The organism is Enterococcus sp. 10F3_DIV0382, from assembly GCF_002140245.1.
Lineage (GTDB): Bacteria > Bacillota > Bacilli > Lactobacillales > Enterococcaceae > Enterococcus_B > Enterococcus_B lactis.
In genome coordinates, this window is the sequence record NZ_NGMF01000002.1 from 109663 (window position 1) to 125348 (window position 15686).

Genomic DNA, 15686 nt, shown 5'->3' on the forward strand with positions numbered 1-15686 from the left:
AAACAAAGTTCTTGCAAGAGAACAAACCCTAACACTTTTTTCATTTTTTACTCCTTTCCCGCCGTCTCCCCGGCGGGTCTCCTGTTCTTAACGATAAAAGACAAGAAGGCTTGGCCTTCTTGTTTTTTTGCTTTTATAAAATTCCATTAATTAAATCATCTAGTTAAAACAACTAGATTGAATGTTTATTATAACTCTGGTATCATGTTAATGAAATGAAAAAGGAGCGGTTACGATGGAAAAAATGCGTCAGCAATTAATGGAGTGGGGAAAAGAACTGGAAACATTTCGTCTGCCTCACTGGGAAGAGCTCCCCGACCTAGAACTTTATATGGATCAAGTCAGAACGTTAGTTGATCGTTATCTTTCACCTGTGATACAAGGAGAAAAGCATCCATTGCTGACCTCCTCTATGGTAAACAACTACGTTAAACTGGGATTGATACCAGCACCAGTTAAAAAAAGATACAACAAAGAACATGTAGCATTTTTACTTGCAATCACTACATTGAAACAAGTATTGACTATTCCTGAAATCAAAGAAGGAATATTGTTCCAAGGAAAAACAGTGGGGATTCGTGAAGCTTATAATCTATTCTGTGATGAACAAGAAGCAGCTGTATGGATGGTCAGCCAATTAGCACAGGGCAAATCCCATCCCAAAAAATTCGACCAAGCGACCCCTGTAGAATATATTGCTGTAAGAGCAGCAACTTTATCGTTTGCAATGAAACTTCTTGCGGAAAAAACGATTGTTCTAGAATCCGAATACTTAAAAGAGGAGAAAACAAATGAAAAATGATAAAATCGCGATTTTAGTAGATTCTGGTACGGACGTGCCAGAAGAATTGATAAAAAAATATGAGATGTACATGATTCCTTTGAAAATTATTTATAAAGATCAGGTATATACAGATAAAATAGATATTACACCTGAAGAAATCTATCAACGTTTGCCAGAGGAAATTCCAGGTACATCTTTGCCTGACGGCGAGTCGATCGCAGAAATCTTTGAGCAAATCAAAAAAGATGGTTATGAAAAAGTACTTGCGGTAACGATTTCCAGCGGATTGAGCGGGACGTATAACGTAGTTCGTTTGATTGCAGAACAGCAAGAAGAATTGGAAGCGTATGTACTAGATACGAAAAATATCGGTATTGGTGCGGGTTTTTCTGCAATACAAGCAGCGAAATGGTTAGAAGAAGGTGTCGAGTGGAATCAGCTGATCAGTAATTTGAATGAATTAGTCGAAAGAACAAAAGTTTTCTTTAATGTTGCGACATTGGAATATCTCCAAAAAGGTGGACGGATTGGTTTGGTTGCTTCTATTTTAGGAACCGCTTTAAAGCTTAACCCAATCATCTCCTGTAATGATGAAGGAATCTATTACACAGTAGGAAAAGCTAGAGGACGTAAAAAAAGTTTGGATAAGACGGTTGCTTACGTCAAAGAAAAAATCGGCAATGCCAAGGTTTTTAACTTAGCCGTGGCCCACGGTGATGCGAAAGAAGAAGCGATTGAAATGGAAGCGAGGCTCAAAAGAGAGTTCCCGCAAGCAAACCAAATCTACTTTGGTCAAATTTCTCCGGCATTAGTAGTCCATACTGGTCCGGGATTATTAGGTGTCGGCGTACAAGTTTTAGAAGGATAAATCAAAAAAGGAAAACAGTGAGTTTAAAATCAGTGTTTTCCTTTTTTTATTGAAGTTAGAACAAAAAAAGAAAGTATTTTGCACTCCCATGTTAATTTTCTCTTTTGTTTTATAGGCAAAGATGAAACAAAACCAGAAATACGGTATAATGAAAAGGTGTGACAATAATATATAAGAGGTGGCTCTTTATGAAAAAAGTTTTAGTTGTCGATGATGAGAAGCCGATTTCGGATATCGTCAAATTCAATTTAGCCAAAGAAGGCTATGATGTTTATACTGCATATGATGGGGAAGAAGCCTTGGAAAAAGTTGCTGAGGTAGAACCTGATTTGATTTTACTTGATTTGATGCTACCTAAAATGGACGGCTTAGAAGTGGCTCGTGAGGTACGCAAAACTTATGATATGCCGATCATTATGGTAACAGCCAAAGATTCTGAAATTGATAAAGTCCTAGGCTTAGAGTTAGGCGCCGATGATTACGTGACCAAGCCATTTTCCAACCGAGAATTAGTTGCACGTGTCAAAGCAAATCTTCGTCGTGGTGCCACGGCTGCGAAGGAACCAGAAGAGGCAGCACCTGCTGAATTGACGATTGGTGATTTGACGATCCATCCAGAAGCTTACATGGTGACGAAACGAGGAGAAACAATCGAGTTAACACATCGCGAATTCGAACTACTCTTTTACTTGGCGAAGCACCTTGGACAAGTGATGACAAGAGAACATTTATTACAAACGGTTTGGGGTTATGATTATTTTGGAGATGTACGAACAGTGGATGTAACTGTACGTCGTTTACGTGAAAAGATCGAAGATAATCCAAGCCATCCAAATTATTTAGTGACACGTCGTGGTGTCGGTTACTATTTGCGTAACCCAGAACAGGAGTAATTGGATGAAAAGAAAAGTCCGCTTTTTTCGATCAGTCAATTTTAAGATCGCTATTACCTTTATTCTGATTTTATTGATCTCGATCGAAATTATTGGTGCCTACTTTATACGTGGTTTAGAACGTTCCACGATCAATACATTTATTAAAGATATGAATCAAACGGTGGAATCATTAGCAACAACAATCAGTCCGGAATTGAATCGAAAAGATAATGCAGATGATGAAGAGGTAAATGCGAATATCAAGAGATTTATTGAAAACAGTGCGACTAGCGATATCATCGAAATACGGGTCGTTGACGAAAAAGGGATCATCCGAGGAACAACCGATGTCAATGAACAAAGCGCTGTGGGAAAGAAAAATGATTATGTCGATATCAATGATTTCACAACTAAACGGTATGTTGCTTTAGATAACGACGATAAACGGGTGAATATCAATGTTCAACCGATCCTGTCCCCGACCGGCGATGCCGTTATCGGGGCTCTTTACGTCAAAAGTAATATCGAACAAAAATATTCGGAAATCAATAATACAGCAGTCATTTTCTTTACTGCCTCACTGATTGCTGCGTTTATTTCAATGATCGTCTCCGTTTTAGTGGCTCGTTCGATTACTCAGCCAATCGGTGAAATGAGAGAACAAGCCATTCGAATCGCTAGAGGAGACTACAGCCGGAAAGTCAAAGTGCATGGACAAGATGAACTAGGGCAGTTGGCTGATACCTTCAATCAGTTAGCTGAACGTATCGAAGAAGCTCAAGATACAATGGAGGCTGAACGCAATCGGTTGGATAGTGTGCTGTCTCATATGACAGACGGCGTCATCGCGACAGATCGCAGGGGGAAAGTCATTACAATTAATGATATGGCTGTTTCCTTGCTAGATGTCAAAAATGAGGAAGCAATTGGACAATCGATTTTGACACTTTTGGATATCGAAGAAGAATATACCTTGCGTAAATTATTAGAAGATCCAAACGAAATGGTACTTGACCGTTCAACCAGTACATTGGAGAGCGATCAGATGATCTTACGAGTAGACTTTTCCATGATCCGTCGTGAATCAGGTTTTATCAGCGGATTAGTAGCTGTCTTGCATGATGTGACAGAACAAGAAAAAACAGAACGGGAACGCCGTGAATTCGTTTCTAATGTTTCCCATGAGCTTCGTACACCACTGACAAGCATGCGCAGTTATATCGAAGCATTGAGCGAAGGTGCATGGAAAGATGAAGAAGTAGCGCCAAATTTTTTGAAAGTAACATTGGATGAAACAGATCGGATGATTCGAATGATCAATGATCTCCTGAATCTATCTCGCATGGATACAGGAAATACCCAGCTTCAATTAGAGTATGTCAATTTTAACGAGTTAGTGAATTTTGTTCTTGACCGTTTTGATATGATGGTGGGAAACCAAGAAAAAAATTATAAGATCCGTCGTGAATTCACGCAAAGAGATCTTTGGGTCGAAGTAGATACAGATAAAATCATCCAAGTAGTCGATAATATCATGAATAACGCGATCAAGTATTCACCAGATGGGGGAACAATCACTTGTCGCTTATTAGAAACGCATAATAACGTGATTTTAAGTATTACCGACCAAGGATTGGGGATTCCTAAAAAAGATCTGAACCGTGTGTTCGAACGATTTTATCGAGTAGATAAAGCACGTGCAAGAGCACAAGGTGGGACAGGACTTGGATTAGCTATTTCTAGAGAAGTAATCAAGGCGCACCGAGGCGCTATTTGGGCAGAGAGCAAGGAAGGAAAAGGATCGACTTTTTATATCTCGCTGCCATACGAACCTTATGAGGAGGAATGGTGGGAATGAGAATTTCTGAAAAAGTCGTTCGCGTAGGACTTATTTTGATGGTTGCATTAAGTTTATATTTCTCTTATGCCATCTGGCTGAGTCCAGCAGGGAAAAGTTCGATCAGCGTCGATGAGACAAACACTCAAATGATCGAGTCTCAAAGCAATCGGAAAACTTCTGAAGTTTTTCTTCCGCTTCATGTCACATGGCACCATTCGGGAATGATTCAAGAAACCAACAGTGAAAATCTCGTGTACCGATTGCAATTGATCATCGATAAAGCAAGATTCGGGAAGCTTTCTGAAGTCGTTTCGGGAGATGAATCACAATTCGAACAAGTGAAAAATCTGTCATCTGGTTTCGAGTTGGCCTATAATGCGCCTTTTTTGCTAAGAGAATATAAGGAAGCATTTGATTTAGATGTAGACGTCTCGAATTTGGCAAAAGAAAGCGAAAATATGTATTTTACTAGAATACAATTCGATCAAGGAAACAAAAAAATCCGATTTTTGAATTATTCGAACCACCTTGTATATGAAGCGAATATTTCATTGAATTGGGAGGATATCAACAAAGAATTAACAGCAAACGACACGAAATGGACAGAAATGTCAACAGAACCGTCGACGATCGACACCCAATATGCTACGAAACATTCAATCAAGTTGAAAAAGTATAGCTATATCCTTTCGCAGCAACCCTATACACTTTTTAGAAATGCTTTTTTCCAGAAACCAGATAGCGTGAAGAATAATGATGAAAGCAATGAATTGATTTTTTACGGTGGGAATGAAACGATGTCTATCCATTCGGAAACGCAAGTAGTTGATTTTCGAGGAGAGCTGCCAGAGAAAAAAGAAAATGCTAGTGTATTTTCTGAAAGTTTTCCCTATATTAGCAAATTAGGCAGTTCTTTAGGGAATCTCAGATATTTTGACCGCAGTGACAATACCATCGATTACCGGATCTTCGTGGAAGGCTTCCCGGTTTTTGGGACGGACAGCAGAGGACAAATTGGTGTGGAAGTTGGCGGTGAAACGAACGGTTCGGTGCAAGTGAATATCCAAACCAGTTTGAATACGATTCAAGTACCGATACCTTCAGATGAAGAAGTAGAACTTGCAAGTACGAATGAAATCATCCAGCAGCTGGAAGCTAAGGGAGCAGATAGCAACAAGATTGGTTCAGTAATCGTTGGCTATACATGGCAAAATGTTAAAGAAACGAATCGCGTCGTTGATCTCTTACCTGAATGGTATGTGAAATATAAAGATAACTGGTATTCAGCTAACGACCTTCTGGAAAAATTACCTGGATTGGAGGCGAATTAATTGGATTTTAAAAAAATCGAATGGATATTTTTCGTCGCTTTTTTAGGGTTGAATGTGTTTTTATTCAGCAGTTATCATGATGCGGTATACCAAGAAAACAATGTTATTCGTTCTGATCAGACTGAATCAATCCAAAAACGTCTGGCTAGTGACGATATCACTTATACGGGGAAGATTTCTTCTGAGAGCAAGCAAGGCTATTATCTTAGCGCGGAACAGACCAATCTTAGCACTTCATTAGCAAATTATCGCAAGGCTGGTAAAAGCGGATTGTTGGAAAGTGGCGTGTTTTTAGACGGCGATGTTTTGACAAAATCCTTATCCAGCTCAGAAGCTGAAAAGAACGTGATTGATCCAGATAAGATCCGCAGTTCTTTGGAAGATTTTTTAGCTAACAAAGACAATATTTTGTTCGGTAATGAGTATGTGTATACGAAAAACTTTTCTCATTTAGAAGAAGAACCACTAGAAATCCAAGCAAGCCAAGAGTATGAAGGTATTCCGTTCAATGATGATACAGCAAAAATCGTTCTTTCTTTAGAAAAAAACGATAACGATTATAGTATCACGAAATACATGCAGACGCATTTATCTGATATCGAACAGCTGCGTGAAAAGACGGAACTGTATACAGAAGAGGAAGCAATCAATACATTGTACATCAATAACAAAATACCAAGAGGATCAAAAATCTTATGGCGTCAACTAGCTTATTCCTGTATTCTGAAAGTCCGGGAAAAAAATGTGTATGTTCCTGTTTGGCATGTAGCGATTGAAACAAGTGATAAAGTGGTTCAAATCGAGAGCGTCAACGCTTTCAGCAATACGATCGTGACAAACAACACTGTACCAAAAGTGGAAGATCAATAAAAAAGCGAGTATAATGAAAAAAGTTTACAAAGTAAGAAGGGAAGTAGGAGTCAAATGGCTGAAGAAAAACCAGCTTTTAAAATCAGTATCCTAGCAAGTGGAAGTTCGGGTAATTCACTTTATATCGAAAGTGAAAAAAAACGGCTTTTGGTCGATGCAGGACTTAGCGGTAAAAAAATCACTTCCTTGATGGCTCAAATTGATCGGACACCGGACCAATTAGATGGAATACTTGTGACGCATGAACATCGAGACCATATACATGGTGTAGGTGTCTTAGCTCGTAAGTATCATTTGGATGTTTTTGCCAATCAGCAGACTTGGGAAGCGATGAAGCCACTGATTGGGAATGTACCAGTGGAACAAAAACATCTATTTGAGATGGGAAAAGTAAGAACATTCGGCGATATCGATATTGAGAGTTTCGGCGTCTCCCATGACGCAGCAGCTCCGCAATTTTATCGTTTCCATAAAGAAAACCATTCATTCGTCATGTTGACGGATACCGGATACTGCAGTGATTACATGCGAGGTGTCATTGAAAATGCCGATGGTTATTTGATGGAAAGTAACCATGATCTTGAGATGTTACGCATGGGACCTTATCCGTGGAATCTAAAACAGCGTATTTTAGGAGATAGAGGGCATCTTTCCAACGAAGATGGTGCACTTGTCATGACTGATGTGATCGGTAATCGGACCAAACGAATCTATCTTGGTCATCTTAGCAAGGAAAACAATATGAAAGAACTTGCTCATTTAACGATGGAAACTGTTTTGAAAGAAAAAGATTTTGGTGTTGGACATGATTTTGAAATCTATGATACAGATCCAGATGAAGCAACTGAGCTATTTTCGATTTAAACAGTGTAGTCAATAAAAAATAAAAACAGAAGATAAAATCAATCAGTGTTGGTTTTATCTTCTGTTTTTATTTTTTCAGATCATTGACAAAACAATCGTATTATCGGCTGACTACACTGATGTGCTGTTTTTCATGTGGTTTATCCAGTATCTCATCTACTAATGCAATCGCGTAATCTGCCATGCTGATCGTACTGTCGCCAGCAGCGTTTCTTTTTAAATAATCATCACTTAATAAATAAGTGCCTGTACGCTTGCCGTGTGGATCAAATAAAGAAGCTGGACTGATATAAGTCCACTGTAGATTTTTAGATTGTTTCAATTTTAACAATCCTTCGTACATATTGAAAGCTGTTGGATAGAAGGGTGCATTTTTAGGTACTTGGTCAATCATACGAGTCGTCTTTTCTGTATCTAAGAATAACGAAGAGGCACCCCCAACGACAATTAAGCGTGTATCGGTTCCTTCAAGTATCTCAATCAAATGGGACAAAGAAGTTTGATGCATTTCTTCTTTTCCTTTAGGAGCGTTGAAAGCATCAACGACAACATCAAAAGATGCAAGGTCAGTAGCTGTCAACTCAAATAAATCCTTTTGTATAAACGGAACATCTGATGGTAATTTTTCTGGATGACGCACAATTGCCGTCACATCTAAATCTCTGGATAATGCTTCGTCTAAAATAAATGAACCTGCATGACCAGTAGCGCCAATGATTGCGATTTTCATAAAAAAACCCCCTTTTTTATTCCTGTCCATTGTAAGAGGTTACTGGATATTCGTCAAAGCGTCCGTTTTTTGAAAAGCTTAGTGCGCATTCCTTTCATGGTTCGTGATCATTGGGTATAGTTAAATTAAGAAAACTAGTTGATCAAATAGAAGATGAAGGAGATAAGAAATGAAAGAGTGGTTAGATCGTGCCTTTTTACCAATGGTAACATCTGTTGTGAATCTTAGACCCTTAACTGCTTTACGTAATGGAATGACTTATACGATCCCGATAATTATAGTTGGCTCACTGTTTTTCTTATTTGCTCATTTTCCTGTAGATTACATCGCTCGGTGGATAGATAAAACAGGATTTTCTATGTATTTTACACAAGTATACCAGGCTACATTTGACGTGATAGCCTTTTGGATCGTTTTTGCTATTGCGTATGCTTATGCAAAAGAAGAAAACATCGATCGCTTGCCAGTCGGGATGACAGCCTTGTCTGCTTACCTACTACTTATTCAGCCACTTAATGTTCAGGTAGAGATAGATAATATTTGGACAGGCGGTGAAGGGATACTAGGAGCAGTTGCTACTGGGCTCCTCATTGGATGGGGCTATGCACGTTTAGCAAGATTTGCGAAAGGGTGGAGGCAAAATGGGAAGATTCCTGAAAATGTTTGGCAGTCTTTTACTTCATTGATTCCAATACTTGCTATAGTCACTTTTACGCTTATAGGTTCAGCGGTTTTTCAACAGTTGTTCGGGATGACTGTCATTCAAGGAATATGGACGTACGTCCAACTTCCGATCCAATCGTTGATAGACACGTTATTCGGTGTGCTTTTATTAGGTTTTTTTGTCCCGTTTTTATGGCTATTTGGTCTTCATGGATCTGCGATGGTCAATGGGTTGGTTAGTCCGATCTTACAAGCAAACTCATTAGCAAATGCAGAAATCTTAGCCTCTGGAAAAGAATTGACTGTGGCAAATGGCGGGCATATCGTTACTCAGCAATTTCTTGATCAATTCATGACTGTTACCGGAGCAGGTTTGACGTTAGGGGCTGTATTTTTTATGACGTTTTTTGCGAAATCCAGGAAATACCGAGAATTAGGAAAACTTTCACTTTTACCAGCCTTTTTCAATATCAATGAATCGATTATTTTTTCCACACCGATCGTGATGAACCCGATGATGGCTGCTCCTTTTATTTTCGCGCCGATCCTCTCAGGATTGATTACCTATTCCGCTTTATATTTTGGATTCGTTCCTTTATTTACAGCGGTCCAAGTTCCTTGGACAACACCGCCGATCCTCTCGGGTTTTTTAGTAGGCGGAGTGCCTGCAGCGATTTTACAAGGTATCGTGCTGGCAATTAGTTTTTTCATTTATTTCCCATTTTTGAAAAAAATAGATTCTGCAAACTTCAAAAAGGAAAGACAGACAAAAAATGATGGAACAGCAGAAAAGATTATCGACTAAAAAAACAAAAATACTCCTGTCGCTTTAGATTGGAAAAATCACCAATCTAGGATGACAGGAGTATTTCTAATCATGTTTATACCAGTCCTTTTTGGACAGCTAATTGAACAAGAACAACTAATGTGTTCATTCCTACGTGTGTGATCATCGATGTCCAGATCCGACCAGTCGCTTTGTACTCTAGGCTGAAGAAGAAACCTAAGAAAAAGTAAATTAGCAAATGACCGTCATTATGAGCAAACGCAAACAGCAAAGAGCTGACCACTGCCCCAACCCAAAAATTTGAATACCGACTGATGATCCCTAGTATGCTGCGGCGGAATACGAATTCTTCCATGATTGGTCCGGCAACAGTTGTCGCCAAAATAAAAGCAGGTGCTTCCATGATCATCTGGATGATATTTTGTGTATTCTCAGAAGGGGTTGCTTCGCCAAACAATATAGATTCCAACATGACAGCGATGCTTTGCAGAATCAATGCGACAAAGATTCCAACTAATCCATAAATAACGATCTTTGGAACAGAAGCTTTTTTTACTGCTGATTCGATTGCTAACGGTTCACGTTGCTTAAAATAAAAAATAGCTAGGATAACTGCGCCCAGTATATACATGACTGCAGTTGCTGTGATCAATTCAGACGTAGATTTTACAAGTCCTATCGAAGCTAAGATCAAGGGTGAGATAAAAATTAGACCATAGCAAAAAATGCTGAGGAAACTATATTTTTTTAAAGACATGTAATTCCTCCTTTAAGGGATAACAAGCATGCAAGGCAAGCTTTTATCGGTTGATTTTAATTATATCATAATTTCAATAAACAACTGTCAGAATAAAATTTCTTTTCTTTGATTTAAAAGCTTGCAAAAAAGAGGGAGAATGAGTATTATTAAAAATGTAGGTTAGCACTCGAAGGTTAAGAGTGCTAACGGATTAAAAAAAGAGTTATCGGAGGGATTTATCGTGTTAAAACCATTAGGTGATCGCGTCATTATCGAAGTCGCAAAAGAAGAAGAAAAAACTGTCGGAGGAATCGTTTTAGCTTCTGCAGCTAAAGAGAAACCCCAAACTGGGACAGTCGTTGCAGTCGGTGAGGGCCGTTTGTTGGAAAACGGTGAAAAAGTTCCTGCCGCTGTGAAAGCAGGCGACCAAGTTATGTTCGAAAAATACGCCGGTACAGAAGTAAAATACGAAGGAAAAGAATATCTGATCGTCGCAGGAAAAGATATCATGGCGATTGTTGAGTAAATTTTGAAGATAGAAAAAATAATCAAAAATAATCGATGAGGTGAATCAATCATGGCAAAAGAATTGAAATTTGCAGAAGACGCACGCGCAGCTATGTTACGCGGGGTAGATAAATTAGCAGATACAGTGAAAGTAACATTAGGACCTAAAGGCCGAAATGTCGTACTAGAAAAATCTTACGGCTCTCCATTGATCACAAATGATGGTGTGACGATCGCAAAAGAAATCGAGTTAGAAGATCATTTTGAAAACATGGGTGCAAAACTTGTATCAGAAGTAGCATCAAAAACAAATGATATTGCCGGTGACGGAACAACGACAGCAACTGTTTTGACACAAGCAATCGTTCGCGAAGGTTTAAAAAATGTAACTGCAGGTGCTAATCCTCTAGGCATTCGCCGCGGGATCGAATTGGCAACAAAAGCCGCAGTGGAAGAGTTGCATAATATCTCAACTGTTGTTGATTCAAAAGAAGCCATTGCACAAGTAGCAGCTGTTTCTTCAGGTTCTGATAAAGTTGGACATTTGATTGCTGATGCAATGGAAAAAGTTGGAAACGACGGTGTCATCACAATTGAAGAATCAAAAGGAATCGAAACAGAACTAGATGTTGTAGAAGGTATGCAATTTGATCGTGGTTACTTATCACAATATATGGTAACAGATAACGACAAAATGGAAGCTGTTCTAGAAAACCCATATATCTTGATTACAGACAAAAAAATCTCTAACATCCAAGACATTCTGCCATTGTTAGAACAAATCTTGCAACAATCACGTCCATTATTGATCATTGCTGACGATGTAGATGGCGAAGCATTACCAACGCTTGTTTTGAACAAGATCCGCGGAACATTCAATGTAGTAGCTGTAAAAGCTCCTGGCTTCGGTGATCGTCGTAAAGCAATGCTTGAAGATATCGCTATTTTGACAGGTGGTACAGTAATTACTGACGATCTAGGTCTAGAATTAAAAGATGCAACAATCGAAAACTTAGGAAATGCGTCTAAAGTTGTTGTAGATAAAGACAATACAACGATCGTAGAAGGTTCAGGAGAAAAAGAAGCCATCGAAGCGCGTGTGCAATTAATCAAAAACCAAATTGCTGAAACAACTTCTGATTTTGATCGCGAAAAATTACAAGAACGCTTAGCTAAATTAGCAGGCGGTGTAGCTGTTGTTAAAGTCGGTGCAGCTACTGAAACAGAATTAAAAGAATTGAAATTACGTATTGAAGATGCATTGAATGCTACACGTGCCGCAGTAGAAGAAGGAATGGTCTCAGGCGGTGGTACAGCTCTAGTGAATGTTATCAGCAAAGTTTCTGCTGTAGAAGCAGAAGGAGACGTGGCAACAGGTATCAAGATTGTTGTTCGTGCCTTGGAAGAACCAATTCGTCAAATCGCTGAAAACGCTGGTTATGAAGGATCAGTGATTGTTGATAAATTGAAGAACGTAGAACTAGGTACTGGATTCAACGCTGCTACTGGAGAATGGGTAAACATGGTTGAAGCAGGTATCGTAGACCCAACTAAAGTAACACGTTCTGCCTTGCAAAATGCCGCTTCCGTTTCTGCCTTGTTATTAACAACAGAAGCAGTCGTTGCAGATAAACCAGAACCAGCAGCACCAGCAGCTCCTGCAATGGATCCATCAATGATGGGCGGTATGATGTAAGAAAAGCACCTTGCTTATCTAGCGTAGCCCATTATTTGAGGAAGATAGATAAAAAAGTAGAAAAGGAAGCAAAATATTTCCTTTTCTACTTTTTTTGTATATCCATTCATAATAATTGTTATTTAAAGGGTATCATTTGCTTTTGCGAGTAGTTGGAAACTATACTATTTATAAAGGATCATGCATATTTTTTGAATTTGCATAGTTATTTATTTTATCTGCTAAAAACAGATAGCCAGATAGGAATAACTATGCTATATTTATAATATCATTATAATGTATTCGTATTCAAAACGGGGCTTCGGTAACAATAAAAACAGGAGGAGAAAAAATGAATGGATTAATGAGTTGGATGGAGAAGTATATTTTGCCAGTTGCAACGAAAATCGGGTCGGAGAAACACTTGGTTGCATTGAGGGATGCTTTTATTGGTACGATGCCAGCTACGATGGCAGGAGCAATTGCTGTTTTACTGAACGCATTTATGCGGGATTTTCCGAATACGTATCTAGGTGAAGGGAATGCGATCACGACATTTTTTACCCCAGTCATTGGCGTAAATGGATTGATCTGGAATGGTACTTTAGCTATTATGGCAGTGGTCTTTGCCTTATCACTAGGAGCGAATCTAGCGAAAGCCTATGAGGTCGATCCTGTCTCAGGAAGTATTGTTTCTCTGGTTGCGTTTATTATTGGCTTACCCGATGCAGCAACAGCGGTGTTGACATTGCCCGAGAAGCTTTCGCAAGACGCAGCAGATTTGATTACTTCTGCAGGTGGTGTGATTGCTGGAACGCCAGACGGAGGACAAACGTTATCAGTAGGCGCATGGGGCTATTTTAATTTTGGTAAATATATGGGTGGGTCTGGTTTGTTCACTGCTATGATCTTTGGATTTATTTCTGTCATTATTTTTGCGATTCTGATCAAGAAAAAGATCATCATACGGATGCCGGATGCTGTGCCACCTGCTGTAGCAAGAGCTTTTGCGGCGATTATTCCTGCATTAGTTTCTTTATACGTCGTTGGTGTGATTAATTATATCTTTAGACAAACAGCTGGTGAGCCGCTGATTGACTGGATTTCTGAAGCCATACAATCTCCTTTGATGAACTTGTCACAAGGTTATGGAGCGGTCTTTATCATTGTTCTTCTTGTGCATGTTCTTTGGTTTTTTGGTCTTCACGGCACAAATATCATGTCACCTGTTTTGCAGACCTTATATGGTACCGCGATGGTCGAAAACACGAATGCCTTTCAAAATAATGAGCCCATCCCTTTCAAATGGGTGGCAGGTTCTTTTGAAGCTTTTGTCTGGCCGGGAGGAGCTGGAGTCACGCTGGTGTTGATAGTTATGATTTTATTTTTATCTAAACGGGCAGATTATAAAACGGTAGGAAAGTTAGGGATTGCACCAGGAATCTTCAATATCAATGAACCAGTGATGTTTGGTCTTCCTGTTGTGTTGAATCCGCTGTTGATGATTCCGTTCATCTTGGCACCTCTTGCGACTGCAACGATCGCCTATTTTGCCACGATGGCCGGGCTTGTTCGTCCGGTTGTAGTAAATGTGATTTGGGTCATGCCAACGATTATCAGTGGATTTTTAGCTACTGCGGGAGATTGGCGAGCCATCGTTTTAACAATCGTTAATTTAATAGTAGCTGCTTTAATCTGGGCGCCATTTATTTTAGCAGCAAACCGCTTAGATCCAAATTTAGGTGAACCAGAGGAATAGAATTTTTCTATTGCAAAACAAATTCCTTGATATGAGACGCGTTTCATACACTATACTCAAAGTATCAAAAGGAGGGCTTGCAATGAATACCTATGTAGAGATAACAGATGGCACAACGAACAAATATTTTTATGCGTTTGTCGAGTTTAAGGGATCCATATTAACGTTGTACAGTTTTCAAGGGCTGAATAAGAATATAGTAAAAGAAATACCAATGAATGAAATCGAAACGTTGACAAAAGATATATATTGGGGTGGACAGCGGATCAGTTTTTCTCATGATGGAAAAATGTATCAGTTTTTTGAATGCGGTCCAGCTGTGGTAGACTATTTACAAGAAAATCTTTTTGTATAGGTGGCGAAGCAGCAGTGGCAAATATTCGAGATATCGCAAAGCTCACAGGTTATTCAGTTTCTACTATTTCACGTGTGATCAATGGACATCCATATGTAGATGAGGAAAAAAGGAAAGAAATACTTGCGGTCATGAAAGAAGTCGATTATATCCCTAATGCAAAAGCCAGACAGTTGAGTTATGGAAAAACGAAAAGTATCGGAGTAATCTTGCCTTATACCAACCATCCGTACTTTGATCAGCTGATCAGTGGGATCATTGAAGAGGCGTTTGACTATGATTACAAAGTGACGCTTTTACCGACGGGTTATCAGAAAGAAAAAGAGCGAAGCTATCTTGAAGAATTTGCAGCTAAAGCGTTTGATGGATTGATCATCACATCTCGTGCCAATACACTAGAAGATTTGCTAGATTATCAAAAATATGGTCCTCTAGTTTTTTGTGAAGAAATCAAGGAAAAACAGGCAAGTTGCGTCTTTATTGATCGAGAACAATCGATTACAGAAGGTCTTTCTTATTTGAAGCAGCAAGGGGTAAAACGATTGGGCATCACATTGGGGCGAAGTGGCAGGCTGAGTTATAATTCAAAGATTACTTTGCAACTATGTCGTCGACTTTTTCCGTTTTTTGATGAGTCACTTGTTTTTTGGGATTGCATAGATGCAGAGAAAGGAAAACAAGCAGGTATCTTTTTTAAAGACCATAGAGTTGATGGGGTCTTTACAAATTCGGATATGGTCGCAGCAGGCATCTTGCAAAGCTATCTGCAAGATAAGGTACCAGTGGTGATTGGACGCGATAATTTGCTGATCAGCGAGCTTCTTGGCTTTCCAACGATTGATCACCATCTGGAAGCTTGCGGAGAAATGGCTTTTCAATTGTTTCTTACAGAAAAAAAGGATAAAGTGAAAATACCTTACACGTTTATTCAGCGCTGAATTTTGGCAAAACACTTGTAAAAAATGAATCAGACACCAAATGTTAGTATAAAAAATCTAACTTTGGTGTCTGATGTTTTGTTGTTCGGTCGTTTTTGTCG

At 39.1% G+C, this 15686-nt stretch carries 15 protein-coding genes; 13 read left to right on the forward strand and 2 right to left on the reverse strand.

What is annotated here, in order from left to right; all coding sequences use genetic code 11:
* Window positions 1-235: 235 nt before the first annotated feature.
* The 7 genes from A5849_RS11095 (at window position 236) to A5849_RS11125 (ending at window position 7432) form a co-directional block, all read left to right on the forward strand.
* On the forward strand, window positions 236-802 hold the full coding sequence (locus A5849_RS11095) for a DUF1836 domain-containing protein (protein ID WP_002310031.1): 567 nt from the start codon (window positions 236-238) through the stop codon (window positions 800-802).
* Entirely contained in the window at window positions 792-1652 is an 861-nt protein-coding gene (locus A5849_RS11100; protein ID WP_002310032.1) for a DegV family protein, read from the forward strand. Before A5849_RS11095 ends, A5849_RS11100 begins: the two co-directional genes overlap by 11 nt.
* A 188-nt stretch (window positions 1653-1840) precedes the next feature.
* A complete protein-coding gene (gene yycF, locus A5849_RS11105; RefSeq protein ID WP_002288850.1) occupies window positions 1841-2545 on the forward strand; it encodes a response regulator YycF in 705 nt (234 codons plus the stop codon).
* Window positions 2546-2549: 4 nt separating this feature from the next.
* The gene (gene walK / locus A5849_RS11110; protein ID WP_002310033.1) at window positions 2550-4385 is read left to right on the forward strand and encodes a cell wall metabolism sensor histidine kinase WalK; all 1836 of its coding nucleotides are present in this window, start codon (window positions 2550-2552) and stop codon (window positions 4383-4385) included.
* Complete coding sequence (locus A5849_RS11115) at window positions 4382-5698, forward strand: YycH family regulatory protein (RefSeq protein WP_002310035.1); 1317 nt, start codon at window positions 4382-4384, stop codon at window positions 5696-5698. The genes walK and A5849_RS11115 overlap by 4 nt, the downstream gene beginning before the upstream one ends.
* A complete protein-coding gene (locus A5849_RS11120) occupies window positions 5699-6568 on the forward strand; it encodes a two-component system regulatory protein YycI (RefSeq protein WP_002310036.1) in 870 nt (289 codons plus the stop codon).
* A gap of 54 nt (window positions 6569-6622) precedes the next feature.
* Window positions 6623-7432, forward strand: coding sequence for an MBL fold metallo-hydrolase (locus A5849_RS11125; RefSeq protein WP_002345536.1), 810 nt, complete (start codon window positions 6623-6625; stop codon window positions 7430-7432).
* A 100-nt stretch (window positions 7433-7532) separates the two neighbouring features.
* On the opposite strand, the gene A5849_RS11130 is transcribed toward A5849_RS11125, so the two are convergent.
* On the reverse strand, window positions 7533-8162 hold the full coding sequence (locus A5849_RS11130; RefSeq protein WP_086310106.1) for an NAD(P)-dependent oxidoreductase: 630 nt from the start codon (window positions 8160-8162) through the stop codon (window positions 7533-7535).
* A gap of 169 nt (window positions 8163-8331) precedes the next feature.
* Between A5849_RS11130 and A5849_RS11135 the strand changes: the two genes are divergently transcribed.
* Window positions 8332-9630, forward strand: coding sequence for a PTS sugar transporter subunit IIC (locus tag A5849_RS11135; protein ID WP_002310040.1), 1299 nt, complete (start codon window positions 8332-8334; stop codon window positions 9628-9630).
* A gap of 76 nt (window positions 9631-9706) precedes the next feature.
* Here the strand turns inward: A5849_RS11135 and A5849_RS11140 are convergent, their stop codons facing one another.
* Window positions 9707-10369 (reverse strand): CPBP family intramembrane glutamic endopeptidase, encoded by a 663-nt coding sequence (locus tag A5849_RS11140; RefSeq protein ID WP_002310041.1) that lies wholly within the window; start codon window positions 10367-10369, stop codon window positions 9707-9709.
* Between the two features lie 223 nt (window positions 10370-10592).
* On the opposite strand from A5849_RS11140, the gene groES reads away from it, so the two are divergent.
* From groES to A5849_RS11165, 5 genes are all read left to right on the forward strand, one after another.
* Window positions 10593-10877: a co-chaperone GroES gene (gene groES / locus A5849_RS11145; RefSeq protein WP_002288862.1), complete on the forward strand. Its 285-nt coding sequence runs from the start codon at window positions 10593-10595 to the stop codon at window positions 10875-10877.
* Between the two features lie 51 nt (window positions 10878-10928).
* Entirely contained in the window at window positions 10929-12554 is a 1626-nt protein-coding gene (gene groL / locus A5849_RS11150) for a chaperonin GroEL (RefSeq protein ID WP_002290607.1), read from the forward strand.
* Between the two features lie 331 nt (window positions 12555-12885).
* Window positions 12886-14292 (forward strand): PTS sugar transporter subunit IIC, encoded by a 1407-nt coding sequence (locus A5849_RS11155; protein ID WP_002314119.1) that lies wholly within the window; start codon window positions 12886-12888, stop codon window positions 14290-14292.
* A gap of 82 nt (window positions 14293-14374) precedes the next feature.
* Window positions 14375-14647: a hypothetical protein gene (locus A5849_RS11160; RefSeq protein ID WP_002310043.1), complete on the forward strand. Its 273-nt coding sequence runs from the start codon at window positions 14375-14377 to the stop codon at window positions 14645-14647.
* A gap of 14 nt (window positions 14648-14661) precedes the next feature.
* On the forward strand, window positions 14662-15585 hold the full coding sequence (locus A5849_RS11165; RefSeq protein ID WP_002316811.1) for a LacI family DNA-binding transcriptional regulator: 924 nt from the start codon (window positions 14662-14664) through the stop codon (window positions 15583-15585).
* The last annotated feature ends 101 nt before the right edge of the window (window positions 15586-15686 follow it).